Origin of the sequence: Kineococcus mangrovi (genome assembly GCF_041320705.1) — a bacterium.
Lineage (GTDB): Bacteria > Actinomycetota > Actinomycetes > Actinomycetales > Kineococcaceae > Kineococcus > Kineococcus mangrovi.
This window is the reverse complement of sequence record NZ_JBGGTQ010000009.1, coordinates 108,736-135,067: the sequence shown is the minus strand read 5'-3', so window position 1 is coordinate 135,067 and position 26,332 is coordinate 108,736. Positions and strand designations below refer to the sequence as shown.

General features: G+C 71.5%; 27 protein-coding genes and 2 pseudogenes. 7 read left to right on the top strand and 22 right to left on the bottom strand.

The features are described from left to right. Positions 1 to 8: 8 nt before the first annotated feature. Positions 9 to 899: an alpha/beta hydrolase family protein gene (locus AB2L28_RS17845; protein WP_370720334.1), complete on the bottom strand. Its 891-nt coding sequence runs from the start codon at positions 897 to 899 to the stop codon at positions 9 to 11. Positions 900 to 1,138: 239 nt separating this feature from the next. Between AB2L28_RS17845 and AB2L28_RS17840 the strand changes: the two genes are divergently transcribed. Together AB2L28_RS17840 and AB2L28_RS17835 are read left to right on the top strand one after the other, a co-directional pair. Next, on the top strand, positions 1,139 to 2,140 hold the full coding sequence (locus AB2L28_RS17840) for a chymotrypsin family serine protease (RefSeq protein WP_370720333.1): 1,002 nt from the start codon (positions 1,139 to 1,141) through the stop codon (positions 2,138 to 2,140). A gap of 56 nt (positions 2,141 to 2,196) precedes the next feature. Next, positions 2,197 to 2,418 carry a hypothetical protein gene (locus tag AB2L28_RS17835; RefSeq protein WP_370720332.1) on the top strand — a complete coding sequence of 74 codons (222 nt, stop codon included), beginning with the start codon at positions 2,197 to 2,199 and terminating at the stop codon, positions 2,416 to 2,418. Here the strand turns inward: AB2L28_RS17835 and AB2L28_RS17830 are convergent. The 15 genes and pseudogenes from AB2L28_RS17830 to AB2L28_RS17760 form a co-directional block, all read right to left on the bottom strand. Continuing rightward, positions 2,399 to 3,292, bottom strand: coding sequence for an HAD family hydrolase (locus AB2L28_RS17830; protein WP_370720331.1), 894 nt, complete (start codon positions 3,290 to 3,292; stop codon positions 2,399 to 2,401). The two genes, AB2L28_RS17835 and AB2L28_RS17830, sit on opposite strands and share 20 nt — an antisense overlap. A 302-nt stretch (positions 3,293 to 3,594) precedes the next feature. After that, a complete protein-coding gene (locus tag AB2L28_RS17825) occupies positions 3,595 to 5,172 on the bottom strand; it encodes a GAF domain-containing protein (RefSeq protein WP_370720330.1) in 1,578 nt (525 codons plus the stop codon). A gap of 174 nt (positions 5,173 to 5,346) precedes the next feature. Further along, positions 5,347 to 6,171, bottom strand: a complete 825-nt coding sequence (locus AB2L28_RS17820; protein WP_370720329.1) for an HAD family hydrolase — start codon at positions 6,169 to 6,171, stop codon at positions 5,347 to 5,349. Then, positions 6,168 to 6,362, bottom strand: a complete 195-nt coding sequence (locus tag AB2L28_RS17815; protein WP_370720328.1) for a hypothetical protein — start codon at positions 6,360 to 6,362, stop codon at positions 6,168 to 6,170. Before AB2L28_RS17815 ends, AB2L28_RS17820 begins: the two co-directional genes overlap by 4 nt. An 860-nt stretch (positions 6,363 to 7,222) precedes the next feature. Beyond that, positions 7,223 to 8,467 (bottom strand): CU044_5270 family protein, encoded by a 1,245-nt coding sequence (locus AB2L28_RS17810; RefSeq protein WP_370720327.1) that lies wholly within the window; start codon positions 8,465 to 8,467, stop codon positions 7,223 to 7,225. Beyond that, on the bottom strand, positions 8,464 to 9,150 hold the full coding sequence (locus tag AB2L28_RS17805) for an RNA polymerase sigma factor (protein WP_370720326.1): 687 nt from the start codon (positions 9,148 to 9,150) through the stop codon (positions 8,464 to 8,466). Before AB2L28_RS17805 ends, AB2L28_RS17810 begins: the two co-directional genes overlap by 4 nt. Before the next feature lie 401 nt (positions 9,151 to 9,551). Then, a complete protein-coding gene (locus AB2L28_RS17800) occupies positions 9,552 to 10,901 on the bottom strand; it encodes an IS110 family RNA-guided transposase (protein WP_370720325.1) in 1,350 nt (449 codons plus the stop codon). A 361-nt stretch (positions 10,902 to 11,262) separates the two neighbouring features. Then, positions 11,263 to 11,604, bottom strand: coding sequence for a hypothetical protein (locus AB2L28_RS17795; protein WP_370720324.1), 342 nt, complete (start codon positions 11,602 to 11,604; stop codon positions 11,263 to 11,265). Positions 11,605 to 11,697: 93 nt separating this feature from the next. Further along, on the bottom strand, positions 11,698 to 12,081 hold the full coding sequence (locus AB2L28_RS17790; RefSeq protein ID WP_370720323.1) for a hypothetical protein: 384 nt from the start codon (positions 12,079 to 12,081) through the stop codon (positions 11,698 to 11,700). A 113-nt stretch (positions 12,082 to 12,194) separates the two neighbouring features. Next, positions 12,195 to 13,040 (bottom strand): IS630 family transposase, encoded by an 846-nt coding sequence (locus AB2L28_RS17785; RefSeq protein ID WP_370720415.1) that lies wholly within the window; start codon positions 13,038 to 13,040, stop codon positions 12,195 to 12,197. A gap of 9 nt (positions 13,041 to 13,049) precedes the next feature. Beyond that, positions 13,050 to 13,193, bottom strand: coding sequence for a hypothetical protein (locus AB2L28_RS17780; protein WP_370720322.1), 144 nt, complete (start codon positions 13,191 to 13,193; stop codon positions 13,050 to 13,052). A gap of 175 nt (positions 13,194 to 13,368) precedes the next feature. Beyond that, positions 13,369 to 13,974: pseudogene (locus AB2L28_RS17775) on the bottom strand (HARBI1 family protein); the annotation flags it as partial. 19 nt (positions 13,975 to 13,993) lie between these two features. Beyond that, positions 13,994 to 14,503, bottom strand: a complete 510-nt coding sequence (locus AB2L28_RS17770) for a hypothetical protein (protein ID WP_370720321.1) — start codon at positions 14,501 to 14,503, stop codon at positions 13,994 to 13,996. A gap of 92 nt (positions 14,504 to 14,595) precedes the next feature. Next, entirely contained in the window at positions 14,596 to 15,525 is a 930-nt protein-coding gene (locus AB2L28_RS17765; protein WP_370720320.1) for a mycofactocin-coupled SDR family oxidoreductase, read from the bottom strand. Next, positions 15,522 to 17,195: a phytoene desaturase family protein gene (locus AB2L28_RS17760; protein WP_370720319.1), complete on the bottom strand. Its 1,674-nt coding sequence runs from the start codon at positions 17,193 to 17,195 to the stop codon at positions 15,522 to 15,524. The genes AB2L28_RS17765 and AB2L28_RS17760 overlap by 4 nt, the downstream gene beginning before the upstream one ends. 102 nt (positions 17,196 to 17,297) lie before the next feature. Here AB2L28_RS17760 and AB2L28_RS17755 point away from each other — a divergent pair, with 102 nt between their 5' ends. Next, entirely contained in the window at positions 17,298 to 18,023 is a 726-nt protein-coding gene (locus AB2L28_RS17755) for a DUF981 domain-containing protein (protein WP_370720318.1), read from the top strand. Positions 18,024 to 18,112: 89 nt separating this feature from the next. Here the strand turns inward: AB2L28_RS17755 and AB2L28_RS17750 are convergent, their stop codons facing one another. Next, entirely contained in the window at positions 18,113 to 18,520 is a 408-nt protein-coding gene (locus AB2L28_RS17750; RefSeq protein ID WP_370720317.1) for a hypothetical protein, read from the bottom strand. 390 nt (positions 18,521 to 18,910) lie between these two features. Between AB2L28_RS17750 and AB2L28_RS17745 the strand changes: the two genes are divergently transcribed. After that, positions 18,911 to 19,255 (top strand): STAS domain-containing protein, encoded by a 345-nt coding sequence (locus tag AB2L28_RS17745; protein ID WP_370720316.1) that lies wholly within the window; start codon positions 18,911 to 18,913, stop codon positions 19,253 to 19,255. A 355-nt stretch (positions 19,256 to 19,610) separates the two neighbouring features. Here the strand turns inward: AB2L28_RS17745 and AB2L28_RS17740 are convergent, their stop codons facing one another. After that, complete coding sequence (locus AB2L28_RS17740) at positions 19,611 to 20,981, bottom strand: ANTAR domain-containing protein (RefSeq protein WP_370720315.1); 1,371 nt, start codon at positions 20,979 to 20,981, stop codon at positions 19,611 to 19,613. A gap of 241 nt (positions 20,982 to 21,222) precedes the next feature. Here AB2L28_RS17740 and AB2L28_RS17735 point away from each other — a divergent pair. Beyond that, positions 21,223 to 22,071, top strand: a pseudogene (locus tag AB2L28_RS17735) (HARBI1 family protein). A gap of 103 nt (positions 22,072 to 22,174) precedes the next feature. Here AB2L28_RS17735 and AB2L28_RS17730 read toward each other — a convergent pair. Next, complete coding sequence (locus AB2L28_RS17730; RefSeq protein ID WP_370720314.1) at positions 22,175 to 22,492, bottom strand: type II toxin-antitoxin system PemK/MazF family toxin; 318 nt, start codon at positions 22,490 to 22,492, stop codon at positions 22,175 to 22,177. Next, positions 22,485 to 22,706 (bottom strand): hypothetical protein, encoded by a 222-nt coding sequence (locus AB2L28_RS17725; RefSeq protein WP_370720313.1) that lies wholly within the window; start codon positions 22,704 to 22,706, stop codon positions 22,485 to 22,487. Before AB2L28_RS17725 ends, AB2L28_RS17730 begins: the two co-directional genes overlap by 8 nt. A 125-nt stretch (positions 22,707 to 22,831) precedes the next feature. On the opposite strand from AB2L28_RS17725, the gene AB2L28_RS17720 reads away from it, so the two are divergent. Both AB2L28_RS17720 and AB2L28_RS17715 read left to right on the top strand, forming a co-directional pair. Then, positions 22,832 to 23,050: a hypothetical protein gene (locus tag AB2L28_RS17720; protein WP_370720312.1), complete on the top strand. Its 219-nt coding sequence runs from the start codon at positions 22,832 to 22,834 to the stop codon at positions 23,048 to 23,050. A 164-nt stretch (positions 23,051 to 23,214) separates the two neighbouring features. Continuing rightward, entirely contained in the window at positions 23,215 to 23,727 is a 513-nt protein-coding gene (locus AB2L28_RS17715; RefSeq protein WP_370720311.1) for a GNAT family N-acetyltransferase, read from the top strand. Positions 23,728 to 24,574: 847 nt separating this feature from the next. Here the strand turns inward: AB2L28_RS17715 and AB2L28_RS17710 are convergent. Beyond that, complete coding sequence (locus tag AB2L28_RS17710) at positions 24,575 to 25,765, bottom strand: Gfo/Idh/MocA family protein (protein ID WP_370720310.1); 1,191 nt, start codon at positions 25,763 to 25,765, stop codon at positions 24,575 to 24,577. Between the two features lie 290 nt (positions 25,766 to 26,055). Beyond that, positions 26,056 to 26,235, bottom strand: a complete 180-nt coding sequence (locus AB2L28_RS17705; RefSeq protein ID WP_370720309.1) for a hypothetical protein — start codon at positions 26,233 to 26,235, stop codon at positions 26,056 to 26,058. Positions 26,236 to 26,332 lie beyond the last annotated feature (97 nt).

Here is a 26,332-nt window from a genome sequence, read left to right as displayed (position 1 = left end):
CCCCGGGTTCACCCCGCCAGGAGGAACTCCACGGCGGCCCGGGTGACGTCGTCGGGCAGTTCGTGGCCGCCGTCGAAGAACAGGGGCGTGCAGACACCCGGGGCGAAACCGGCGACGACGTCCCGGACCCCGTCGTCGGTGAAGAGGTGGTCGGTCCGCCCCGCGGTGAGCAGCACCCGCTGTTCGCGCAGGGTGGCCGCCACCGCGGTCAGGTCGCCCGCCGCGAGGAGCCCGGGCACGAACCAGGACGGGTTGTGGGGGATGCGCTCACGCACGAGCGAGGCGACCGTCCCCGCGCCGCAGCTGACGACCCCGCTCGTCAGCCGCGGGTCGAACGCCATCGCGAACAACGCCACCTGACCCCCCAGGGAGTGCCCGACGACGCCGAGCCGGGAACCCGCCCCGGCCTCCTCCCGCAGCCAGGACGTCGCCACGGCGACGTCGCGGGTGTGCTGGGCCTGCAGGCACCCGCCTGCGGCGATGCGGTGGAAGGCGTCGAGGTCCTCGTCGGCGCTCGCGTCGGCCGTCCACCCCCGCTGACGTTCCTCGAAACCCACCAGGTCGGGGGCGAGCACCACGGCACCGGCCTGCGCCAGCCGCAGGCCGTAGGCCAGGTGCGGTGCACCGGCGATCCCGGCGACCTCGCTCTTGCCGCGGTCGAACTCCCCGCCGTGCTGGTGCAGGGCGAGGACCGCGACGCCGCGGGGACGTCCGGGGGTGAGCAGCCAGCACGGGACCTCCCCGTCGGCGGTGAGGAGGACGACGTGCTCGCAGCGGACGTCGTCCGCCCCCGGCGGCGGGGGCGCCGGGCGGCGCCGGACCTCCAGCGGCCGGTACGTCGGGGCCGGGTCCAGGCCGAGCAGCCGCTGCACCATCGCGCGGTCGGGGGTGTCGATCATCCCGGGAGCCTTTCGCGACCCGGTGCCGGGAGGCAAGGCCGACCGTTCCCGCGGGCCCCGCGCGACGCTGCGGGGGAGCCCGCCGGGTGGGGGGCCGGCGTGCGCGGCCCCGGCGGCGCCGGTGAGCAGCCGGCCCGCCTCCGGTCGGGCGGCTCGTGTCGGAGGTCGGTGCCACCGTGTGCTCATCCCGGTCGACCACCGGTGGTGACAGCGGACGACACGACCAGGGGGACCGTCTCGTGCACATCGACAACGCTCGTGAACTGAAGACCCGGCTGCTCTCGGGCGTCGTGCGGGCCTCCTCGCTCGAGGCGCCCACGGGCGTGGCGAGCGTCGGCATCAGCGTCCTGCCGCGCGCGGGCACCGGCGGCGCGACCGGGCCCCGGTACGGCCTCGCGATCCGCCACTCCGGCAACCGCGGCGAAGTCCTCGCCGACAGCGCGCGCGCCCTGGCCTCGGGCACGGCCGGGGACGAGGTCGACATCCGCGAGATCGGGATGGTGACGGCCCTCAGCGCCCCCACCGAACCCGGGACGTGGGCACCGGAGTCGTTGCAGCGCAGGACCCGTCCGCTGCACCCCGGGCTGTCGATCGCCCAGCGGGACGTCACCGCAGGCACCCTCGGCGGGTTCGTCAGGGTCGAGGGGTCGGACGGGCTGTACGTGCTGTCGAACAACCACGTCCTCGCGAACTCCGACCAGGCCGCCCTGGGGGACCCGGTCCTGCAGCCGGGACCCCACGACGGCGGCCGGGCCGCCGACCGGGTGGGCCGTCTCGCCCGGGCCGTCCCGCTGGGGGCCGGCGGCGGCAACGCCGTCGACGCGGCGCTCGCGCTGCTCGAGGGTGACCTCGCCGACGCGCTCGCCGACGTCGACCCGTCCTACCCCGCGGGCCGGCTGACGGGGTGGACCGAACCGGACGACGAGGTCGCCGTCGAGAAGGTCGGCCGCACCACGGGCTGGACGACGGGCCGGATCAGCGCCATCGAGCTCGACGACGTGGCCGTGCAGTACCCCGTGGGGGTCGTCGGCTTCGACGGTCAGATCGAGGTGACGGGCGACGCCGGAGCGTTCTCCGCCGGCGGGGACTCGGGCTCGCTCGTCTACCGGCCGGACACCCGCCAGGCCGTCGGGCTCCTCTTCGCGGGCAGCGAGCGCGGTGGCCCGGACGGTGCCGGTCTGACGTTCTGCAACCCGATCGGCCTTGTGCTCACCGCGCTCGGTGCCACACTGGTCGTCTGAGCACGCGCGGCCCCCGGTCCTCCGGCGGTCGCGGCGGACGGACCAGGGAGCCGGTAGTGAGCGACCGAGACGCTGCACGCGCCGCCAAGTCGCACGTGCAGGACCTCATCGGCGGGGACCCGCGCGTCAACGGCGTGGGCCTGACGCACGTCGGCCCGGACTGGGCCGTCAAGGTCAACGTCGTCGACGACCAGGACCACCCGGAGCTGCCCGAACGGGTCGGGGGTGTCCGGGTCGTCGTGCGCGGCGTCGGCGGGATCAGCGCCCGCGCCAGCTGAGCAGCCGCTCCAGGACCTGCGCCACACCGTCGTCGGCGCAGTTCGGCGCCACGTCGTCGGCCGCCACCAGGGCGTCGGGGTGGCCGTCGGCCATGGCGTAGGACCGCCCGGCCCACCGCAGCATCTCCAGGTCGTTCGGCATGTCGCCGAAGGCGACGACCTGCCCGGCCCCCACCCCCCGGCCCGCGGCGACCTCGGCGAGCGTCGTCGCCTTGCTGACCCCGGCGGCCATGATCTCCACGAGGGAGTCGGCGGCGTTGGAGTGCGTCACGTTCACCAGGCCACCCAGCTCGCGGTGCGCGACCGCCACCATCTCGTCGCTCAGCACGCCGGGGCACTTGGCGAGGATCTTGACCACCGGAGGCGCGTCAACGACGAGCTCGTCGAAGGCGGCGACCCGCTGCTCCAGCCCGCTGTCGAACCGGGTCGCGTACTCCGGCTCGCGGCGGAAGCCGACGACGGCCTCGAGGGCGAACCCGATGCCGGGCAGCACGGGCCGCAGCCGGGCCACGACCTCGCGCAGCACGTCGGGGGCGATGGGGTGCTCCAGGACGACCTCGCCGGCGTCGAGGTCGTAGACGACGGCGCCGTTGGCGCAGACGACCTGCCCGCGCAGGCCCGCCTCGTCGGCGAGCGGCGTGACCCACCGCGGCGGCCGGCCCGTGACGGGGACGACGGGGATCCCGGCCGCGTCGCAGGCGGCGAAGGCCGCGAGGGTGCGGGGGCTGACGGGGCGCTCGCGGGGGATCACCGTGCCGTCGAGGTCGGTCGCCACCAGCGCCCAGCCCTGCGCGAAGTCGCGTTCGGCGGTGGCCCCGCCCGTGGCCTCCCGTCCGCGGTCGACGTCGTCCAGCGCGGGCACCTCGGGAGTCACCGTCCCATCCTCGCACCCGTGCGGCGGGCCCCGGGTGGCGCGGTCCGGGCACCGGACGCGCTCGTCCCCCTGGCGCGGCGCGCTCGCCGCCGTCCGGCACCCGGGACCGGCGCCCCCGACCTCGCCGTCCCCGACCTCACCGCCCGACGACCCACCTCCCCCGAGGTGCGGGCCGACCGGGCGGCACCGGTCACCACGGTCCCGGACGTGCCGCGGGGATCCCACCCGCCGAAGGTGCGGTCCCTGCGCGCCCGCCCCCCTCCTCCCGGAGGGGGGCGGGGGGACGGGCCGTCAGGTCGACGTCACCCGAGGATGTCGCGGGTCACCGCGAACTGCTCGGTCAGCACACCGCCGATGACGGACTGCGTCTGGTTGATCTCCTCCACGGCGGTGCTGATCTGCGCCAGGGACGACGTCACCGCCCCCACCCGCGCCTGGATGGTCGCGACCCGGCTGCCGACGCTGCTCGTGGCGCGCTCGGTCTCCCCGGACAGTTCCTTGACCTCCTCGGCGACGATCGCGAAACCCCGCCCGGCCTCCCCCGCGCGGGCCGCCTCGATCGTCGCGTTGAGCGCGAGCAGCTTCGTCTGCGCGGCGATCGACTGGATCGCGCGGACGACGTCGTTGATCTCCGCCGAGGCCTCCTCCAGCGCGGCGACCTCCGCGTTGGCCTCCGCGGCCAGCGCCTCGCCGTGCGCGGCGACGCCGGTCGCGACCACGACGTTGCGCTCGACCTCCTCGATGGAGGAGAGCAGTTCGCCCCCGGCGTGGGCCAGCCGGCCGGCCGCGGCGAAGCGCTCCATGACCTGACCGACGAGGAAGGCGGTGTTGCGCAGCGCGGCGCTCCGGCTGTCGGACATCACGAGGGTGCGGGTGGCGAAGAAGTCCATCGTCCCCACGACCCGGCCACCGACGACGACGGGCAGGCAGACACCCGACTTCACCCCGGCCCGCTGCGCCACGGGTGCGCGCACGCAGTCGGTCATCTCCCCGAGGTCCTCGACGAACACCAGGTCCTGCCGGGCCCACGTGCGGCCCGACAGCCCGACGCCCTTGGCGAACGACGCCTGCAACGTCACCTGCCGGAACTCCGGGCCGGCGTCGCCGGACTCCAGCTCGAAGCGCAGGACGTGACCCGACACCGGGCCGGTCTCGTCCAGCCGCCAGAACGAGCCGTACTGCCAGTCGAAGTCGGCGCGGATCGTGTCGAGCGCCACCCGGAGGGCGTGCTCCTCGCTCGTGGCGGCGGTCAGCTCGTGGATGAGGGTGGACACCGCGGCGACGTCCTGGGCCGCCTTCTCCTGGCGGACCGCCTCGGCCAGCCGGGCCAGCGTCGTGGACACCAGCGTGGCCACCGTCCGCAGCACCGCGGAGCGGCCCGGGGACAGCGTGACGCGCTCGGTGGTGAAGAAGTCCATCGTCCCGACGACGGCACCGGCCTCGAGGACGGGGAAGCAGATCCCCGAACGGATCCCGGCGCGCTGGGCGACGGGGGCGCGGACGCAGTCGGTGAGCTCACCGAGGTCGGCGACGTGGACGAGGTCGCGCTGGCGCCACGCCCGCCCCGACAACCCGACCCCCTCCGCGAAGGACGCCGACAGCGTCACGCGCCGGAAGTCCTCCCCCGCCTGGCCGCTGTCCTGGGCGAACACGAGGACGGGTTCGGCACCGGCACGGTGCTCCAGCCGCCAGAACGAGCCGTAGGCCCAGCCGAAGCGGGCGCGGATGGTGCTCAGCGCCGTCTCGACCGCCGCCTCGGGGGTCCGGGCCTCCTGCAGGGCCTGCACGAGGTCGGTCACGGCCTCCAGGTCGGCCTCGGCCGCCTGGACCTGCCCCGCCGTCGACTCGGCCGCCCTCCGTGCCACGGTCGCTCGGAACATGGGATCCCCGTCTCCGTCCCGCGGCACCTGGTGGGCGGGGACGCCTGTGCTGCTGCGCCGGTTTCTTCCAACCCTGCAGTCATCGGCCGGTGGAGGTCGGGGCTTGACCGTTCCAGCTCGACCCTTCCCAGCTCGACCCTCCCGGGCGGGTGACCGCGGCGGGGCGGCCGCGGGTCAGGCGGCGGTGGGCCCCGCGGCGAGGAGCTCCTCGAGCACCTGGGCGAGACCGTCGTCGCCGACCGTGCCGGTGACCTCGTCCGCGACCGCCTGCACCTCGGCGGGGGCGTTGCCCATGGCCACCCCGCGCTCGGCCCACCGCAGCATCTCGACGTCGTTGCGGCCGTCGCCGACGGCGAGGGTCCGGCCCGGCTCGACGTCGAGCCGCAACCGGACCTCCTCCAGCGCGCTGGCCTTCGTCACGCCGTCCGGGGCGAGGTCGAGCCAGGCGGTCCACCCCACGGAGTAGGCCACGCCGTGCAGGCCGATCTCGTCGACGAGGCGGGAGAACTCCGCGGAGGTGTGCTCGGGGCTGCGGATGATGACGCGCAGGACGGGTTCGGCGAACAGGTCGTCGAAGGGGACGACGTGCATCTCCCCCGTGAGCTCCCCGTCGGGGAAGGGGGCCGTCAGCTTGTAGCCGCGCCCCAGGACCTCCACCGCGAACAACCCGGCGGGCAACTGCTCGCGCAGCACCCCGGCGACCCCGGAGGGGTCGAACGTGTGCAGGGACACCACGCGGTAGCCGTCCTCGGCGGCGGGGTCGAGCTGGACGGTGACGGCCCCGTTGGAGCACACCGCGAACCCCTCGCGCAGGCCCAGCCGCTGCAGGACCGGCAGCGTCCCGTGCAGCGAACGTCCCGTCGCGACGACGACGTGGGCCCCACCGGCGGCAACCCGGCCCACCGCCTCGCGCACGCGGTCGGACAACGACTCGTCCAGGTCGACCACGGTCCCGTCGACGTCGAGCGCCACGAGCACGCCCTGCAGACCCCCACTCACGAAGGCAGCCTACGGGCGCCCGCACCGGCCGCCCACTTCAGCCCTGAGCCGGCCGGCCCGTCCACGACCCGCCGCTGCAGGAGCACAAAGGGGGCCAGGACCGGTGCCTTCGCCAGCAGGCTGGCGGCCACGACGACGGGGTCGTCCGTCGTGCGGTCGCTGACGAGGGTGGCCGGCCCCACCGACAGCACGACGTCGAGGTGGTGGCCAGGACGCTCAGGGTGGGGCGCACCAGGGAGGTGCCGAACGCGCTGGAGGACCCGGGCAGCCCCAGCCCGCCGAGGCCGTCGAGCAGCCCGAGGGCCTGGACGATCCGGTGCTGCGCCAGCGGTGGACCTGGGAAGGGACCACGAGCACCGACAGGACGAGCCCCAGCAGCACGTCGCCACCGCGGAAGCGCGTGCGGGCGAACCCGTACCCCGCGGTGGTGCCGACGACGAGCTGGGCCACGACCCCGACCACCGTGACGACGACCGCAGCGCGGAACTGCCCCAGGAACGGGGCTCCTCGGATCTGCGGGTGGGAAGGCGTGCCTGACTGCCGGCGGGTCGCCTTCGACGTCGCGGGTCCAGTGAACGAGTGACCGATCCGCGGACGGTCGCGCGGGCGCCGCAAGCGCCTCCCGAGCCCGGACCTGACACCGTGGGCCCCGTGGTGCCCGCCGTGGACGAACAGGTCGGATCACTGGTGCTCACAGCGATCACCTCGCTCCCACCCCCTGTGGGTCGGGGTCGGTGCCTGCCTCGGACGTGGCTACCTCGAGCGGCTGCATCTGCCCGGCTCGCTGGTGCAGGACCTGTTGGCCTGGCAGGAGGCGTTGCCGGACTTCGTCGTGCGGCTGGACCTGTGGCCGATCACCGGGCAAACGCCCAGCGTCTGAACGCCTCTGGGCGACGTGTGGTCACGCCGCGCACCGCGCGACCACACTGACACGCCGCGGTGTGCGCGGAGCGCACGGTCATCCCGCTGACCAGGACGTCGACGACGTCACGATCGTGCCTGCGCGCCCCACTCAGCTGCGAACCACACCAGTAGGCCTGACTCGCGGGCCTCATCCGCGTGGGATGGTCCCCGTCGCCGGTGGGACGTCGAGGCTGTCCGCGGACGCGGCCGCCAGCCAGGTGGTGCCGCCCATCACCGCCGGCGCCTGTTGGGCCCACATCGCGGAGGTCTTCAAGGCGATCTCCTCATGAGCCAGCAGCAGACCGGTGCCGGGGTCGATCAGGAGCTGGTAGCGCTTCTGCCCGGCGATGGTGCCGGTGGTGTCGTAGGAGACGACCAGCGCCGCCCGGCCGGCGCGGTCGGTGGTCGTGCCCAGGTAGTCGAGGTCGTCGGTGTCGGCCAGCACCTGCCAGATCGCGGCCTGCTGCGCCGGAGTGGGCAGACCCGCGCTGAAACGGTTGTACAGGTCGCTGAGGTAGCCGGAGACCTTCCCGCCCTCGGGGGCCGGCTCCTCCCGGTCCAGTTGCGCCTTCAACGCGACGGGGTCGGTGGGCAGGTCCTGGGCACTGTCCTGCCCGGCGTAGGTGACGTCATCGGTGGTGGTGCCGGCGGGGTCGATGAGGCTGGGGTCGATCGTGCCGTCACTGCTCCACGCCTTCGACCCCCCGGCACTGACCATCCGCCGGTGCGCGGCGCCGTCGGCGGCCAGCCACACCTCGCTGCGACCCGGGACGACCTGGACGGCGGTGACGTCCTCACCGTTGTCGTTGCGGTAGTAGGAGGTGACGGTGCTGTAGTCGATGCTGCAGAAGTAGCGCCACTTGGCCGCCGGCAGAGCCGGCTGCGCGGCGGCGAGCTGCGCCATCTGCTGCAGGGTGCCGGTGCCCGACGTCCTCGCGGCCGGTGCATCGATGACCAGGGCCGGTGGGGTTTCGGCCCGCGCGACGGGCGCGGAGCCCGGCTGGGCGATGCCGACGCCGACGGTGATCGCGACCGCGACCGCGACCGCGGCGGCGGCCAGGCGTGGGCCTGAGCGCCTCCACGGGGGCCGGCCCACCCCCGCGGGGGTGCGGGGGTCCCGGCGCGGGCGCAGCGTGGTCACCGAGGTGCCCGAGTCGTCCCGCGCGCCGGGCAGGTGGCGGGCCCCGGGGTTCTGGGGCGAGAACTCCTCGAGGCGGGCGACGTCGAGGTCGTCGGGGGTGATGTCACCGATGAGGATGCGGTCCAGGTCGTAGCTGGCGCGCAGATCGGTGCGGGCGTCGACCACGTCGGCCGCCGGCACCGGGTTGGCCCGGCGCAACTCCTGCAGCGCCTGAGCCGATGAGACGGGACGACGGCGGTCATCGGTGCTCACTGGGGCTCCTGAGTGGTCGTGGAACGCGACGTCCGGCGGTCGGGACCGCCGGAGACCGTCGCAGGTCCTGGTGGCACCACAGGGCGTGAAGCCCGTGGCTGGACGTCGTGAACGCGCGCACCGCTGCGGTGGTCGAGTTCGTCGTCGCGTTGCAACGCCACCTGCAGCCGGCGCCGGGCCCGGTGCAGCCGCACCTTGAACGCGGTCGGTGAGCAGCCGAGGACCGCGGCCCCGGTCGTCGGGTCCAGCTCTTCCCAGGTGCTCAGCTGCAGGACCTCCTGGTCACGGGGGGTCAAGCGGGCCAGGGCCCGTAGGACGGCGTCGCGCTCGACGACCCCGGCGGCGGGATCGGTGAGGACCGGGACACCGGCGGCCGCGGCGGCCAGGGCCGTGAGGTCGAGGTGGTGGCGGTGATGGTCGCGGCGCAGCTGGTTGGCCAGGACCCGGCGGGCGGTGGCGTACAGCCACGGCAACTGCGCCGAGGCGAGCGACAGAGTGCTGGAGACGGTGGGCTCCTCCAGCCGGCGCCAGGCCACGGCGAAGGTCTCCGCGGTGACGTCCCGGGCGGTCTCCTCGTCCACGCGGCGGCGGGCGTACGCCAGGACGCGGCCGTAGTGGGCCTGGTAGAGCGCGGTGAAGCGGCTCTCCGCGTCCATGACCGCCTCCGGCTGGTAGCTGCTCACACTGCTGCCAGTGTCTCCAGCCGGTCGCCGGTTACAGGTGATCGTCCTGAGATTCGGAGGCGCGGGCGGTCGTCGGGGTTGGACTCGCCACCGTCCTGAGCCGGCCCCGCGATCATGGCGCCACCCGCATGGTCGGACTTCACGCACATCAGCGTGAGACGTTCTGCGTCAAGTCCTGGCGGAGTGCCCTACTCATCGTCGGTGCCCTGCATAGCGATGACGGGGCTCGCGCCCAGCAGCGTGTGATCGGGTTGAAGAGACGACGGGCGGGGCTGCTCAAGATGTGCGGCGAGGTCCAAGATTCGGCCTCGATGGCGAGAGGAGCTCGCCCCACCAGCGGGTGATGCAGAACGTGGCGCGCTGAGTCCCCCAGCGGCGACTGGACTTCCCCGGTCAGGTCCTCAGGCGGCGACCTCCACCGGACGCCGACGCGAGCCGAAGGTGGCGACGTCGGGATCCCAGGACCGGCCAGTGACGATCACCGCGTGCAACTGCCGCAACAACGCCGCCGCGACCGCAGCCTGGGCTTGGGTGGGTTTGAGCCGGTTGTGCCCCCGCGTCGTCAGATGCGTGTAGCGGGCAGCGTGAACAGGGTTGACACGCAGCGTTCCCCAGATCCCGCGCCAAGCCGCCAACCGCAATCCCGGCCGGCCCTGGCCGGTCACCTTCGTCCGGCCCACGAACGTCCCCGAGGAACGCTCGCGCGGAGCGAGGCCGGCGTGTTTGACCAGTGCCCGCGCGGAGCTGAACCGGTGTGGATCACCGGTCTCGGCCAGGATCGTCGCCGCCCCGATGGCGCTCAAGCCCGGGATCGAGGTGACCAGTTCGGTCAGCTCCAACCCGTCGAGGACTGCGACCATGCGCTGCTCGACCTCAAGGCGACGTCGGCGGGTCTCCAGCCAGTCCGCCAGGAGGAACTCCACCCGTTCCAACGCCCCGCGGCGGTGGGCGATGACCCCAGCCCGATCATCCAGGGCAGCGAAGAGGTTCCGGGTGATCCGCAGCCCCGGTTTCTCAGCACCCCAACGGATCACCTCCTTGCGAACCAGGTTCTCCAACCGATCCAGGCCCAACCGCTTGGTGCGGGTGAAGTCCCCGCCGTCGCGGTCGAGGATGACCGTCATGGTCGCCGCCCACGTCGTCGAGCGGAACGGGTAGTTCGCCGCGGTCAACGCCGCCGGCCAGACGCACTCCAACAGATCCCGCATCTGCTGGACCTGCGCGGTCAGCTCGACCACCAGTCGTTCCCGGCGGGCTCCGAGGTGACGCAGTCGGCCCCACGTCTCATCCACGACCTCGGGGACGTAGCAGCGCAGCTGCGCGGTCAGGCGGGCGATGATCACCGCGTCCTTCTCATCGGTCTTGTCCGTCGTCAGGTCCTCCCCGCGCCTGGCCCAGGCCGAGATCAGCGGCTGCACGCAGACGAAGGCCATGTCCCGCTCCGCGGCCAGCTGGCCCAGGATCCGCCACCGATGCCCGGTCGGCTCACAGGCCACCGTCACGCCCGCGAAGCCGGCGGTCGCTGCTTTCTGCCCGGCCCAGTCCAGCGCCGCACCGAGGTCCCAGGCCCGGACGCGGAAGGTCTTGCGGGCCAGGACGCGGGAGTCGTGATCGCAGACCACGACCATCTGCTTAGCGTCGGCCAGGTCGATGCCGACGATGGCGCTGGTCACCGGGACGAGATCCCGCAGGCGTCCCAGGCGGGTGTTGCGGCTCTTGTCACCATGAGAGATCTGGCTACGGTTGTTCACGACGTCCTCCTTCTGCGCTGGGACACCAAGCCCGAGTAGCGCACCAGGGGGACGTCCCTACGACAAGACCCCTATGGGTCTCCGTCCGGCCTGATCCGACTCGCAGAACGAATCACTATGGCGCCGTCCGCATGGTCGGACTTCACGCACATGTCGATGGCCGGGTCTGAGCCGACCCCGAACCAAGCCCCAGCGTTTAGCTTGATGGCATGTTCGGGTTCAACGCTGGCGAGATCGTCGTCCTCCTGCTCATCGTCATCGTCGTAGCGCTGATCATTGGGCTGGTAGCTCGGAGACGCCGTCCGTAGCCGCGGTCACTCCACGGTGCGCGGGCGCACGGTCATCCCGCTTGTGCGCGCGATCACGCTCGCGGGCGAAAGCTGATCTTGATGTCGCCGATGACGTTGGTCGACGAGACCCACCACCGGCGCGCCGGCCGCGCCTGCACGATCACCCGCTGGACTCCGTCCGGCACGACGAAAGACAGCCGCGCCGTCACCGTGTACCCATCCCGCGTCCCCGTCTGACGCACCTCCATCAGGTGCTCCCCGGCAGCGATGGGCAAGCGGATTGGGCGGTAGACAGTCACGTTGTGGGATCCGACGGGCTGACCATCGAGGTAGTAGTCCAAGCCTCCCCCGCGCCAGGAGGTCATGCCCATGCGCCAGCGCGTGAGGCCAGTCTTGATCGTTAGCGTGGGCACTGCGTCAGGATGCCTTCTCGTGCGGCGAGGTCCGGACGACTTCACGGTCATCCCGCGGTGCGCGTGACACTGCGATGCTGCGGCTCAGCGCGCTCAGCACTGTCCGGTGAGCACCAGCAGCTCCTGGCCGTCATCGCCGACCCAACGGCCGCCGGTCCAGACGACCTCGCCACCGAGTTGCGGCGTCTGACTCGTCACGGCTGACCGCGCGGCCTGCCACTGCTGCACCGCATCGGAGCCGTCGAAGTAGTCCAGCTGCTGCCCGCCGTACCAGTACAGGACCAGTGGGATGCCGGCTGCGATGAGGACGTCCGCGTCTCGACGCCTGATGCGGCTGGAGCCGCGGGTGAACAGCTGACCGGCCGGGGTGGTCAGCTGCCCAGACTCCACGGCGTCCCACTGCTGATCGGCCAGGCTTGCTCGCACCGACTCAGCATGGCGGACGACCACACGGTCATCCCGCGTTGTGTGCGTCATGACTGCCCGATGATCTTGCTCTCATGCCGATGAGCGAGGTCAAGCTGAGCGACGATCACCTGCATATTGGCAATGAGCCTTTCTCACTAGTGGTCTCGTGCAGAAGTTCGTGATCACGTGCAGGGCTGCCAAGTGAAGGTAACCGGCCTCCTGGTGCGGTTGCGGTGAGCGACCCAGGCTTGGACCCGGGCGTTGCAGTCCTGGCGGCTGGTGAACACCGCCCGACGCAGCAACTGGCGGGTGCAGATGCCGAACACGGACTCGATCGGGTTGACCCAGGAGGCGTGCACCGGGGTGTGCACGACGCTGATGTCCCGGTGTTCACCCAGCCAGGTGCGGGTGTGCCGGCTGGTGTGCGCCGAACCGTTGTCCATGACGAGGGTGAAGACCGGCCCGTGCACCTCGATGAGCTGCTCGAGCAGGTCGGTGAAGGCAGGGGAGTCCATCGGCCCGGCCGCGGGGATCATCTGGACCGCACCGGTGGCCATGTCCTGTACGCCGTACCAGGAGATCGTGCCGGCCCGCACGTACTCGAACTCGCGCCGGGTCCGACCCTGCCGGTCGCGGGTGTCGGGGCAGATCGGGGTGCGCACGGAGAAGGCGGTCTTCTCATCGACGCTGAGCACCGGGTGCGAGTCCTTGCCGGCGCCGGTGATGACCTTCTGTACGGCAGCGACTTTCGCGCCGAAGTCGGGGTCGGGGCGGCGGTGCAGCCAGCCGCGGATCTGGTGGACCTTCAACGACAGGCCGGCAAGGGTGCGGCTGACCCAGGAGGCGGTGACACCCCAGTTCAGCTCACCCATGCGGTCGGCCAGTTCGGCGTGGGTCCATAGGGCGTTGACGGCGGGGCGGGCTTCGGTGGCCAAGGTGAGCAGGTCGCGGACGGCGTCGTCGTCGTACAGACGCGGGCGGCCGCTGCGCGGGGCGTCACGTAGTCCTGCGGGGCCGTGTTCGCCGATGCGGCGGGCTCACTTGCGCACGGTGGTGGGGCTGATGCCGAAGTGGTCGGCCACGGCGCGGACGTTGCCGTCGGCGGCGTCCAGGGCCAGGACCCAGCGGGCCCGGTCGCCGTGTCGCTGCTGGCTGGAGGGGCGTTCGGTGATCTTCCTCAAGGAGCTGCGCGTAGCATCGTCCAAGCGTGGCACCGTCGGCAGAAGCATTCCCATGCACACCGACGGTGCCGCGTCCTTGCGCGGAGTTCAGGCGGCGATCTGTGCGGTTGTCGCGCCGGTTCTGTGATCACGAACTTCTGCACGAGACCACTAGCGGCCTGACGATCACGCTGAGTCACGTCGTGCGGTCGTGCTCCATGTGCAGCACAACCAGCACGGCGGCGGTGATCACCCCGATGCGCCAGGGGCACAGGGTCACCTTGTGCAAGACGCGGTAGTTCTTCAACTACGCGTTGCCCTGCTCGGCACGGGCCCGGACATGAGCGTGAACGCGGTTGAAACTGCGCTGCGCGACGTCGATGTCGCGGCCCTCGGTGACCTTGTACGGGCAGGTCAAACGGGTCCGCTCGCCCTCGTAGCCCAGGTCGGCCAGCACCAGGTGCCCGGCGTCGGCGAACTCGACCAGGGCCGGCAGCAGGTCGGGGTGGGTGCGGGCGCAGGTGACATCGTGCTCACGGCCCGGGCGCACCGGTGAGACCCAGATCGGCCAGCCATCGGGAGCGGTGAGGACCTGGACGTTGCCGCCGTGGCGGTGGTGCTTGCCTGACCACCAGAGGTCAACCCGCCGCCGGCCTGGACCTTTGCCGATCGTGGGGCCTTGCACGCCAACGCGGTCAGTGGCGATGAGGGTGCCGTCGAGGTTGAGGTGGGTGTGTCCAGCGGCGTGGGCGGCCAACAGCGCCGGACGCAGCCGGGGTGCATGGGCAGCCAGCACGTCTACCGGACCCCACCGGGCGGGTTTAGTCGCCAGTTGCGGCCGTGGGGTCCACGGAGGTGGCCTGCAGGTAGGGCTGGCTGTCGTAGGCGCCGAAGAGCTTCTCGTCCAGGTCGGTCCCCAGGTCCTCCTCCACGCGGGTCAGGTCGAGGGCCTCGTAGACGGTGCCGGTGATGCGCACGGACGTTTCCGGTTCCAGTCCCCGCGTCGCCTGGGCACCGACGACCAGCAGCGGGTCGACGGTGTCGTCGGTGGGATCGACCACGGTGAAGGCGGAGCCGTCGACCACGGTCCCGACGTCTGCGGTGACGACGACGTCGCGGCCGTAGTACGCGGTGATTCCCTCGGCGAACGGTCGGCCGTAGGCGCCGTCGTAGACGGTCGACCGCGCCTGCTCTGGTCCTTCTTGGATTTCCTCGACGCTGACGTCCGCGGGGCCGTCGCTGTCACCGCAGCCGGTGAGGGCGAGGGCCGACAGCGCCACGGCTGCCGAGACACAGCGCAGGGCGGTGGTGCGGGGGCCGTGCTGGAACAACGGTGGAACTCCTCTTCGTCGGGGCCTGACACCCGGTCGATGGGCCTGACACCCGGTCGGCGCCTTGAGGCACCGACCGGGTGCCGTGCTGATCAGGCGGCGTTGGTGGCGATCTGGCCGGCGGAGACGGTGAGGGCCTCGCCGGTGATGTGACGGGCGCCGGGACCGGCGAGGAAGAGCACCGCTTCGGTGACGTCCTCGGGCTGGACCCAGGGGATCCCCTGCTCGGTGAAAGCGGCCGCACCCTGCTCGACCTCCTCCCGGCTGGGGTCCTCCTGACCGGTGAACAGGCGGGCGGCGTCGGGGTTGTCGGTGAGCATGGGGGTCTCGACGTTGGTGGGGCACACGGCGTTGACGGTGACGCCCTGCTCACCGAGTTCGGCGGCGAAGGTCTTGGTCATCCCGATCACGCCCCACTTGGCGCTGACGTAGGCCACGGCGTTCGGGAAGGCCATCCGCCCGGCCATGGAGGCGATGGTGACGATGCTGCCCCCACCGTTCGCGCTCATGTGCCCGGCCGCTGCGCGGACGGTGCGGAAGACGCCGGAGAGGTTGATGTCCAGCACGTCGTCCCACACCTCGTCGTTGGTGTCGACGGCCGGGGCCAGCGCGAAGACGCCGGCGTTGGCGACCGCGACGTCCAGACGGCCCAGCTCGTCGACGGTGCGCCGCACGGCTTCCTGCACGTGCGCGGTGTCGCGCACGTCACCTTCGAAGGCCAGGCACCGGCGCCCGAGGGCGGTGATCTCCTCTTGGGTGCGCTGCAGGTCCTCGCTGGTCGGCAGGTCGTACCGGACGGTCATCGAGCTGCCCTCGACGGCGTCGAGCAGGGCGATGTCAGCGCCTTCGCGGGCGAAGGCGAGGGCGTGCGCGCGGCCCTGACCACGGGCCCCGCCAGTGATGAAGACGACCTGGTCGTGGAAGCGTCCCACGTTCTCCTCCTGAGCGTTGTCGTTGTGGTTGGTGCGATCGTCGGTGTTGCCGTCGTCGGTGTTGAGGTTGCCGTCGGGGAGGACGTTCACCGGTGGTGGGCCAGGGACCGGCCCGCGAGCACCGCTGCGCCCACGGCGGCGGCTGTCCCGGCGGCCGTGGCGGTCACGCGGGTGCGGTAGGGGTGCGGGTTCAGGATGCGGCGGGCGCACAGGGATCCGGAGACCCCGTTGGTGCCACCACCGGGCCAGGTGGCCGCGCCGGTCAGCCAGAGGTTCTCCACCGGCATCTGGTACGTGGAGGCTCCCGGCCAGGGGCGGAACAGGAAGTTCTGCCACAGGTGGTGGCTGCCGCCGACGCTGTCGCCCCCCACGAGGTTGGGGTTGGACCGTTCCAGGTCCAGCGGGGAGAACACGGTGCGGGCCAGGACGCTGTCCCGCACCCCCGGGGCGTAGCGCTCCAGCTTGTCCAGGACCCGGTCGGCGACGGCCTCCTTCGCCTCGTCCCAGTCGGTCGCCCCGATGGTCCCGGCGGCGTCACCGCGGATGGTGGAGGGCAGGGTCCGGACCTGCACCCACACCACCTGCCGGTGGTCCGGGCTGCGACTGGGGTCCACCTGGCTGGTCTGACCCACGATGAGCAACGGGTCGTCCGGGATGAGCCCGGCCATCGACTGCTGGTAGGTGCGGGCCAGGTCGTCGACGTGGGGCGCGACGTGCACGTAGGCGAACTGCGACAGTTCCTCCTCGGCCGCCCAGTCCAGCGGCCGGTCCAGCGCCAGGTGCACCACCATGGTCCCCGGCCCGTGCCGGTATCGCGCGGTCCGGGTGCGGGTCTGCTCGCTGACCGCCGGGTCGCCACCGAGCAGGTCGTCGAACAGGTGCGCCGGCATGGTGCCGGCCACCACCGCGCGCCGAGCGTGAACTTCCTCCCCGCCGGCCAGGCGCACCCCCGTGGCGCGCCGGCCGTCGGTGAGGACCCGTTCCACCGCGGTTCCGGTGCGCACCTGACCCCCGGCCTCGCGGACGACGGCCGCCAACGCCTCGCTCAAGCGAGAGATGCCACCCTCGGTGACGGCGATCCCCTCCTCCATGTCGGTGAAGGTCTCCAAGAACGGGAACATCGCCCCGCCGGAGACGTCGGGGCCGTAGTCCAGGTGCATGCCCCAGGTCGCGATCAGCGCCTTGGCCTCGGGGGTGGAGAACCACGTGTCGCCCAGTTCCCGGGTGGAAGCCGTGAGGGTGCGCGCGATCTCCAGCGTGTCGAAGAACCCTAAGGACCGGACGGCGCGGGCAGCACCTGCGGCTGCGCGCAAGCTCGGCAGGGTCGTGGAGTACAACGGCATCAACCCCTGCATGAACGAGCGGTACCGCGCGTGCAGGCCCCGCCAGCCCGCCAGGTCCTCCTGGCTGTGCTCACCCAGGAGCCGTTCGGTGCGTTCGGCGTCGGAGTACACCCGCAGGCACGTCCCGTCGGGGAAGACGTTGCTGTACGAACGTTCGCTCACCACGGGTGAGAACCCGTGACGGGCCAGGTCCTCACCGAGTTCGGCGTAGGCGGGACTGGCCAGGAACAGGTTGATGTTCGTGGCGTACAGGTCGTGGACCAAGCCGGGTTGGGTGACCTGCCCGCTGCGCATCGCGCCCCCGACCTCGTCGTTGCGTTCAGCGACGAGGACGTCCCAGCCCGCACGGGCCAGCTGAGCGGCTGTGATCAACGCGTTGTGCCCGGCGCCGATCACCACGGCGTCGACGGTCGTCATCGAACCTCCCCTGGGGGTGGCCGGACGGCGAGGGTTCCACCGGATGCGGAGAACGTACACGTGTCCGGCGAGAATCGCACCCGAGAACCTCGGATCGGGGACATGACAGTTCCCGTTCGGGGTAGGAGGAGCTGCGTGACCATCGACTGGGAGAACCTGCCGACCTACAACACAATCATGGCCGTCGCCGTCGGTACCGGACTGCTGCTCGTGGTCCGCCTCGGGTGGGACCTGCTGCGCAGTCCGCGCGAGCCGCACCTGCGCGGGTACGCCCTCGCCTTCGCCGTCCTCGGTGCGCTGCTGGCCACAACAGGACTGCACATGACGCTCACCTGGCCGTTGGCCCCGTTGTTCCCTTTCGACAACATCGTCTTCGGGGAGCCCAGCCTGGCCTTCGGCGTCCTGCTGCTGGGCGCCTCACTGCACCTGTGGAGGGACGGAGAGCGCTTGCAGGCGACCGAGGACCCGCGGCGGGCAGTGTCCCGCGCCTACGGACCCCTGTCGCTGTTCGTTCTCGGGATGGGCCTGGCCTGTTTCGCCATCGCCGCCGCCGGTGTGCGCTACCAGTTGTTCGCGGCCCCTCCGCAGGAGCCGATCTCCGGGGAGTTCGCCGACCACCCGTGGGTGGAGGCGCTGTTCATCTCCGGCCTGTACGCCCTCGTCGGGCTGGGAGCCGTCCTCTTCCCCCTCGCCCTGCGGTCCGGACGGGTCGGCGCCACGGCCCGCACCACCGGTGCGGCCTGGGGCGCGGCGGGTCTGGCGTTCCTGCTGTTCGGGGCGTTGAACTACTTCACCCACATCGGTCTGATCGTCAACACGATGCCCTGAACTCCCCTGCACGACGGTGCGCGGGTGGCCCGGTCGGGGCCACCCGCGCACCGTTCAGCGGTGGTCGTCGGCGTTCCCGCCAGAACCGGTCACGGCAGTTCCTGCACCTCGTCGGCGATGATGACGAGGTCGCGGTCGCGATCGGTGACCCAGTCCTCCTCGCCGAAGGTGAACCAGTCGTAGTCCTCCTCGAAGTCGGCCGTCACCAGCTGGCGCACCGTGCCGGTGACGCTGACCCGCGCGTCCTCGTCGACGTCCGGTCCGGTGTCGCCCAGGACCAGGGTGTCGCCGCCACCGATGGTGAAGGCGTTGCTGCCGTAGACGTCCTGGACGTCCGCCTGCACGGTGACGGGTTCGCCGAGGATGGCGCCGGCGGCCACGGGACCGTCCTCCTGCGCGTCCTCGACGACGGTGTCCTCGGAGCACCCGGCCGCCAACCCCAGCGTCAGGACTGCGGCGAGGGTGAGGGGGCCAAAACGGTGTCGATCGTTCAGCATGTGTCTCTCCTGTTCGAGTCGGGACCCGATCCTCGTGGCCCGATCGTCGTGGGCTGTGCTGCGCACTTTCAGCGCTACTCCAGTGCTGCCCGGCTTGGTCTCCGCCGAAACCGCGGTCGGCGGTCGCGGTGTGAAAATCAGGAGACCTCTGCCACGTCGATGAGATCGGGGCCAAACCTTCAGGCCGGGTCGGGACCGCAGGGGCACATTTGGGAAACCCATCATCCCGGAGGTGGAGCAGGGGTAGGTGGTCCCGTTCTGCGACGGCGGGTGTCCTCACCCCGCCGGCTGACGGCTCGGCGGGTTACTGGCACCAGAGGCGGGCTCCGGGTTACCGTGTCCACAGCATAGGCGCCGAACGTCGAACTGTGGGCGTACCGCCTCCTTTGAATGCAGGAACTGCTCATGGACTTCGCCGTTTCGTGCGACCGCCGTCCTGGCGTCGCCGTCCTTCAGGTCAGTGGCGGGCTCGACGCCGAAACCAGTCCCTTGGTGCTCGCCTGCGCCGAGGCCGGGTTGCAGTGGAGCCCACACCTCTTGGTCGACCTTAGCGGTGTGATCTCGTTCGACGACTGTGCGCTCAGCGTGATCGCCGATCTGAGGGATCGCGACCAGCGTTCGGGAGGCCGGTTGTCCACGACGGACAACCCGACGGACCCACCACAGGGGGAACAGGTGCTACCGGTCTCACTTCAGCCCCTCGAAGGGAAGGTGACGACGACCCTGATTCGCTGAACCCGCCTCCAGCCCGGTGAGGTCGTCCGATGCCGGACGTGAGAACGCGACCGCTCCAAGGACGGCGCCAGGGATACGGGCAGCTCCTGCGACGGCCCCGCCTCGGGGACTCGTCGAATTTTCCCTGAACGGGTCGAGAACTCGACGTGGCCGTCGCCGGTTCTGGCGACCACCGTGGGCCTCTGGGTATCACACGAGTGCCGGGCGCCCTCCCCTCGGACCCGCCGGCACGACACCGGTCGGCCCCCGTCGACACCTCCTCGGCAGTTTTCGGGGTTGGCGGCCCGTGAGTGGGACGCTTGTCTTCGATTCTGCCCCTCAGCAGTTCGATGAGGGGTGACCGAGGGTCTCCCGGTCACCGCGGCACGTCGTCGAGGGTCCCGGTCGCGGCGACGTCCCACGCCACGTCGCGCAGTTTGCGGTTGGTGTCCTGGCTGAAACGGGTCAGCACGGCGAACGCCTGGTCGGCGGTGAGACGGTGACGGGCCATCAGGATGCCCTTGGCCTGCCCGATGAGGTCCCTGCTGTCCAGCGCGATGCGCACGTTGGCCAGGTCCTGGGCGTCGGCGACCGCGACGGCGGCGTGGGAGGCCAGGACGGCGCCGATGTCCTCGGACTCGTCGTCGAAGGAGGACGCCCGCGGGGAGAGCAGGTTCAGCGCCCCGAGGTTGTCACCGTCGACGTACAGCTGGAAGCACAGCGCGCTGCGCACCTGCACCTCGTCGGCGTGCCGGGCCAGATCGGGCCAGCGGACCTCGCCGGCCAGGTCCTCGACGCGGATGGTGCGTGCTTCGAACAGGGCGTCCAGGCAGGGCCCCTGTCCGACCTCCGTCTGCACGGTGTCGAAACCAGCGGCCTGCTCGCTGGTCGCCGCGGCCGAGGTGACCCGCTGATGGCGCCGGGCGCGACTGATGGTGGCCTGGTCGGCTCCGGGGACCAGGCTCACCGCGGCTTCCGCGATGCGGTCCATCACCTGCTGCGGGGTTTCCTGACGCCGCAGCTGGCGGGCCAGGTCGCCGAAGCGGCTGGCCAGTTCACTGACCGGTGCCCCCTGACGGTGGTGGCTGGAGCGGCGGTCACCGGTCGTGTCCGAGCCGGGGGTCCCGCGAAGGCGGCCGGCCGTCCCGGTGAGGTCGTGAGCGGTGTCAGAGGGCACGACGTCCTCCTCCTGCGGTGGGGCTCGTGCGCACCGTTCTGGACACCGGCCCCCAGGCGTGCGCCACGGTAACCGTTCCGCACGCGGCGGGGCCACCCCGCCGATCGCGGCCGGCCGGCTGCTCACCCCCCCGCGGGTCGTCAGCGCGAACGCCGGCTGCCCGGGTGGGGCCTCGCTGCTCGACCCACCGCGAGCACCGGCCCCGGTTCCGGCGCGCGTCTCGGCCGAGGCGGCGAGGGCCGCGGCCTGCTCCTGGGCGACGGTGCCGCCCCCGCCCAGCAGCGGCGTCAGCTCCAGGGCGTCCAGCAGCAGCCGGACGACGGGGCGGGCTTCGGCGAGGACGAGGTAGCCGCCTCGCCGGGAGGCGTCGCGGGCGGCGGCCAGGAGCACGCTGACGGCGGCGCAGTCCACGAAGGGGACCCTGGACAGGTCCACGACCACCGTGTGGCCGTCGTGGACGGCGCCGGTGAGGCAGAGGTGGGCGCTGTGCGCGGTGGTGAGGTCCAGGTCTCCGCGGACCTCGACCGTGACCACGCCGGCGCGGGTGCGGGAGCAGATGCTGAACGTCATGCGTCCTCCGGGGAGGTCGATCGCATGGGTGCCCTCGGTAGGACGGCACCAGCCTAGGGCACACGTGCGGTGACGGGTAGACCGTCACCAACGCTGGAGCCTCGACGCGCACCCGCAGCAGCGATTCGACGGTGCTTCGGGTCGGCCCGTGATGTTGCTGCGAGGGCCAGGTGGTGGGCGCGGGTGCAGTTCGGGTAGACGGAGGACTTCCCGCGGCAACCTGCACCACCGGAGTCCCACCGTGTCCGATCCTGTCACTTACACCGCTGTGCTGCCCACCTCCCGGGCCACCGTCCAGCACATCGCCGCACTGCTCCTGCGCCACCGGCTGCAGGTGGGCACCCGCACCGGCCGGCGGGTCCTGGGCGTCTTCGCCCACGCCGTCCTCATCTGCCGGTTCCTGCTCGATGCACCCCGAGTAGCGCAGCTGGCCCGCGACCACGCCATCGGCGTCTCTACCGCATACCGCTACCTCCACGAAGCCCTGGACGTCCTAGCTGCCCATGCACCCCGGCTGCGTCCGGCGCTGTTGGCCGCCCACGCCGCTGGACACACCCACCTCAACCTCGACGGCACCCTCATCGCCACTGACCGCGTTGGCGTGCAAGGCCCCACGATCGGCAAAGGTCCAGGCCGGCGGCGGGTTGACCTCTGGTGGTCAGGCAAGCACCACCGCCACGGCGGCAACGTCCAGGTCCTCACCGCTCCCGATGGCTGGCCGATCTGGGTCTCACCGGTGCGCCCGGGCCGTGAGCACGATGTCACCTGCGCCCGCACCCACCCCGACCTGCTGCCGGCCCTGGTCGAGTTCGCCGACGCCGGGCACCTGGTGCTGGCCGACCTGGGCTACGAGGGCGAGCGGACCCGTTTGACCTGCCCGTACAAGGTCACCGAGGGCCGCGACATCGACGTCGCGCAGCGCAGTTTCAACCGCGTTCACGCTCATGTCCGGGCCCGTGCCGAGCAGGGCAACGCGTAGTTGAAGAACTACCGCGTCTTGCACAAGGTGACCCTGTGCCCCTGGCGCATCGGGGTGATCACCGCCGCCGTGCTGGTTGTGCTGCACATGGAGCACGACCGCACGACGTGACTCAGCGTGATCGTCAGGCCGCTAGTGAGAAAGGCTCAATGATCGAGCGGTACCTAAGCGCCCTTCACCTGCAACGCCGGCTCAATACGTCTGCTTCACGGCCTCACAGATCGAGGACCAGACGCAACGCCTCATCGATTGCCGCCAGCTCCTCGAAGCTGGTCATGCCCACGAAGGTGCCGAGTCGCTGGTCAGGGTCGATCGAACGAACCTGCTCACACATCGCATAGCTGACACCGTCGTCGAACTCGATGGGCACCCTCCAAGCGCTTTCAAAACCGGCCGTCGTCGTCGGCACGATCACCACAGTCGAAAGCGGCAGACGCGCGGCCTGAACGATGATCGCTCGCCGCGGCCCGTGTTGCTCGTGTCCCTTCGCAGCCCGATCCGCCTTGAGGTAGTGGATGTCTCCTCTAGGCACCGAGCGCTGCCTGCACGTCGGCGACGTCGGCCAGGTAGGCGGGATCACGAGAAAGTCGAGCAGCGTCGTACTCCGCGCGCTTGCGAACGCCCTCCCGCTCCAAGGCGACGAGCCCCGCAAGGATCACCTCGTCGGCCGTCTTGTCCTGGTCGTCGCCGTAGCGGGCGAGCAGGTCCCGCGTACTGCGCTTCACGCGAACCGTCGTGGTGTCCATAGCCTGAGTCTACATCCGGTCTACTCGCTGCCGTGGCCACGTGATCGATCCACGACTGGGTCTGCTGCGGTGAGGTCAGACTCGACATGACGGGAGAAGTCCCCGAGGACGGCGCTGCTTGCCTGGTGACGGCGCAGACCAGCGGCACCGGCGCCGAGCTGAAGGTGACTGACTACACCGTCGAGGGCGATTCGATCTTCACGTACTACCGCGTGGTGCCTGACCGCAGCGGTATGGAGGTTTTCGTCGACAGCTGCGACGGCTACGGGAAGAAGGGGTGGGCGCACCTCAACTATCCCCGGGCCCGTGCCGTGCCTGACGTGGGACCGTGCCAGAAGGCGTGACGGGTGGGGTCTCACGCGCCGCCGGACAGCTCAGGCACGTCAGCGCGCGACGTCACGGTCATCCCGCTGACCAGGACGTCCGGACGCACGCATGTGGCGAAGAGCGCTGGGTCGTCAAGACGCCCCAAGCCGGGTGGGACCCGTCACGCATGGACACTCTCGTCATGGTCACCACCCGCTTGATCGATCCCCGAGACGCTGAGGTGTTGGCGCGCCTGCTCACGGAGAACCGCGACTTCCTGGCGCCCTACGAACCACTGCGCGAGGAGTCCTACTTCACCCCGGACGGCCAACGAGCAGACATCGACGCCGCCCTGAACACCCACCGGCAGGCGGCCAACCTGCCGCACGTCATCCTCGATGAGACCGGCGCGGTCATCGGCCGCATCACCCTCAGCGGCATCGTTCGTGGAGCGTTGCAGTCGGGCAGCGTCGGCTACTGGGTCGCTCAGGCTGCCGGTGGGCGCGGCGCGGGCACCGCCGCCGTGACGCGGATGACCCAGCTGGCCTTCAAGGAGCTGGCGCTGCACCGGGTGCAGGCGGAGACGCTGGTGGACAACGTCCGGTCCCAGCGGGTGCTGGAGAAGGTCGGCTTCACCCGCTACGGACTGGCCCCGGAGTACCTGAAGATCGCCGGCAGGTGGCAGGACTTCGTGATGTGCCAGCTGCTGAGCTGACCTTGCGGTCATCCCGCGTCGATTGCGCGACCACCCCTGGTAGAGCCCCTTGGCCGTGGGGGGTCGTCAGCGGTCTGCCGTGGCCCAGTCGACTGGCCCGGTCGACTGGGCCAGGTTTACCTTTCCACCCGTAGGTCCGAGGAGCCAGGAACGGCGGCCGCTCGACCACGAGGGCGTGGTTTCGCCACTGGAGGTCCTGCGGCGAGGACGAGTGGGTGACGCGCTGGACCTCGGCGTCGGCGGGCAGGGACACGACGAGCTGCCGCAGGAACGGGAACGCCGTGGTGAACGCCCCCGCCCCCAGGTCCGAGTGCGCCAAGACGTGCGCCCGCCGTCGCGGGGACCGGGCGCGAACTTCTCGTCGCCGTCCACGAAACCGGCCTGGCAGGAGGAGCAGGCGAGCGACATGCTCTGCGGCAGCGCCGGGTTCGTCGTCCCGAGGATCGCGGGCAGGACGATCGCGGTGGAGCAGCGTGTTCCCGATCGACCGGTACGGGGTCGGATCGCTCGACAGCTGCACGTGGTCGTCCAGACCGGAGAACGTTGACCCGCCGGGCACCCGGAGGTCGTCAGCGAGAACCGCGCCGTCTGCAGCACCGGCCACAGGTGGGACACGCCGATGCCCAGCGTCAGCGGGTCGACGAAGGCCCGGGGCCACAACCCGTCCCGCCGCACCTCGGCCTCCTCGAACGACGCGGTGTCCACCGGGATGCCGAGGGTGTCGAAGTTCTCCGGCGCGTCGCGGCGGCGTGGAGCTGGACGTCAGGGCTGTTCACCCCGGACGGGTCGAGGAGGAGGCCGAGCAGGGGTGTCGGGCGGGTGCGCACGGCCGGACTCGTGGTGCAGGTCAGCGCGGAACCCTCTCGCCGGTGGTGCGGGTGAAGTGCTGCACGACGTCGTCGGGCAGTTCGGGGACCTGCAGGGGAACGGACCCCGACCGCAGGGACTGCGCGGCCAGGGAACCGGTCGCGACCGCCTCCCGGGCCGCCACGGGCGAGACGAGCGTCGGGGCGCCGTCGGCCACGTGGGCGAGGAACTCGGTCATGGTGGCGACGTCGGCGTCCTCGTGGCCGGAGGCGACGCCGTCGACGGGGTGCTCGCGGTCGCCGGTGGCGCTCCACTCGTGGCGGCGGTTCCACACGCGCACGACGGCGCCGGCGGTGTCGCCGAAGTTCTCCAGCCGTCCCTCGGTGCCGATGACGGTGTAGTTGCGCCAGTAGTCGGGGGTGAAGTGGCACTGCTGGTAACTGGCCAGGACGCCGTTGCCCAGTCCCATGAGGACCATCGACAGGTCCTCCACGTCGACGACCGGGTTCAGGCCGGTCTGGGCGGCCGGTGGCCAGTTGTCCATCGAGAACCAGTCCGGCATCGTCTCGCCGGGACGTTCGCGGCGGTCGGTGATGCCTCCGTAGACCACCAGGTCGCCCATGCCGACGACGCGGCGGGTGTACCCCCCGGCGAGGTGGTGGACGACGTCGATGTCGTGGCTGGCCTTCTGCAGCAGCAGGGTTCCGGTGCGGCGGCGGTCGGCGTGCCAGTCCTTGAAGTAGTAGTCACCGCCGTGACCGACGAAGTGGCGCACCCAGACGGCGCGGACCTCCCCGACCTCCCCGCGGTCGACGGCGGCCTTCATGGTGCGCACGACCGCGGCGTGGCGGAAGTTGTGGCCGACGTAGAGGGGGGTGCCCGTGTCCGTCGCGGTCGCGAGCACCCGGTCGGCGTCGGCGAGGGTGGTGGCGAGGGGTTTCTCGAGGTAGACGGCCACCCCGGCCCGCAGCAGGTCCACGGCGATGGCGGCGTGGGTGTGGTCGGGAGTGGTGACGACGGCGGCGTCGAGGGGTTCCTCGGCCAGCAGCGTCCGGTGGTCCGCGAACACGCGGGCGCCGGGGAACAGGGCAGCGGCCCGGGTGCGACCGACCTCGGACGTGTCGGCGACGGCGCTCACGCGGGCGCCGGGACGCGCGGTCGGCACGTGCGCCCCGATCTCGGCGCGGGCTCCCACCCCGATGACCGCGACGCGGAGCCCGTCGTCGCTCACCGACCACCCAGCCTGAGCGAACTTGCAACTATCGGCGGTGGATTGAGCATGTAAAGACAGTACGTGCACACGTCGTGCAGAAGAAGGGGTTGGCGCCGGGAACTCCACCGGCGGCCCCGGCCGACGAGCCCGGACACGCCTCCGCCGCACGCGGGTCGCCACGACCTCGCGTCCGGGCAGCGTCCGCGGGGCCACCGCCGGCTCCCGACCGGACGAGCCGTCGAGAACTCCTCAACCGGCTGCCGAACGACCTCGACCGGTCAGCGTGCCGAACCGAGCCGGGTCAGGGCTCAGGAGTTGGGGGACTGCTCGTGGCGGTAGGTGGCGACACCGGTGGAGGCGGCGCGGTCGAAGTCGTCGCGCCCAGGCTGCCGACGGGCGGAACGGTCACGGCCTCGGTCACGCACGACCAGCACTGCGACGAGCGCCACCAGCACGACACCGACGGCGACGATCGTGGCGACGATCACGTCGGCCTCCCATCCCTCGACGAGGACCCAGTCTGGCACACCGGGCCGCGACCGGAGCCGACGTCGTCGACCACCCGACAGCGGCTCCGACGGGTCG

What these genes read in the sequence shown, in the direction of transcription:
- AB2L28_RS17725 (WP_370720313.1), bottom strand. Translation starts at nt 22,706, where the DNA reads ATGGACACCACGACGGTTCGCGTGAAGCGCAGTACGCGGGACCTGCTC.
- AB2L28_RS17740 (WP_370720315.1), bottom strand. Translation starts at nt 20,981, where the DNA reads ATGACGTTCAGCATCTGCTCCCGCACCCGCGCCGGCGTGGTCACGGTC.
- AB2L28_RS17750 (WP_370720317.1), bottom strand. Translation starts at nt 18,520, where the DNA reads ATGCTGAACGATCGACACCGTTTTGGCCCCCTCACCCTCGCCGCAGTC.
- AB2L28_RS17745 (WP_370720316.1), top strand. Translation starts at nt 18,911, where the DNA reads ATGCAGGAACTGCTCATGGACTTCGCCGTTTCGTGCGACCGCCGTCCT.
- AB2L28_RS17825 (WP_370720330.1), bottom strand. Translation starts at nt 5,172, where the DNA reads ATGTTCCGAGCGACCGTGGCACGGAGGGCGGCCGAGTCGACGGCGGGG.
- AB2L28_RS17845 (WP_370720334.1), bottom strand. Translation starts at nt 899, where the DNA reads ATGATCGACACCCCCGACCGCGCGATGGTGCAGCGGCTGCTCGGCCTG.
- AB2L28_RS17755 (WP_370720318.1), top strand. Translation starts at nt 17,298, where the DNA reads ATGACAGTTCCCGTTCGGGGTAGGAGGAGCTGCGTGACCATCGACTGG.
- AB2L28_RS17790 (WP_370720323.1), bottom strand. Translation starts at nt 12,081, where the DNA reads ATGACGCACACAACGCGGGATGACCGTGTGGTCGTCCGCCATGCTGAG.
- AB2L28_RS17715 (WP_370720311.1), top strand. Translation starts at nt 23,215, where the DNA reads ATGGTCACCACCCGCTTGATCGATCCCCGAGACGCTGAGGTGTTGGCG.
- AB2L28_RS17760 (WP_370720319.1), bottom strand. Translation starts at nt 17,195, where the DNA reads ATGACGACCGTCGACGCCGTGGTGATCGGCGCCGGGCACAACGCGTTG.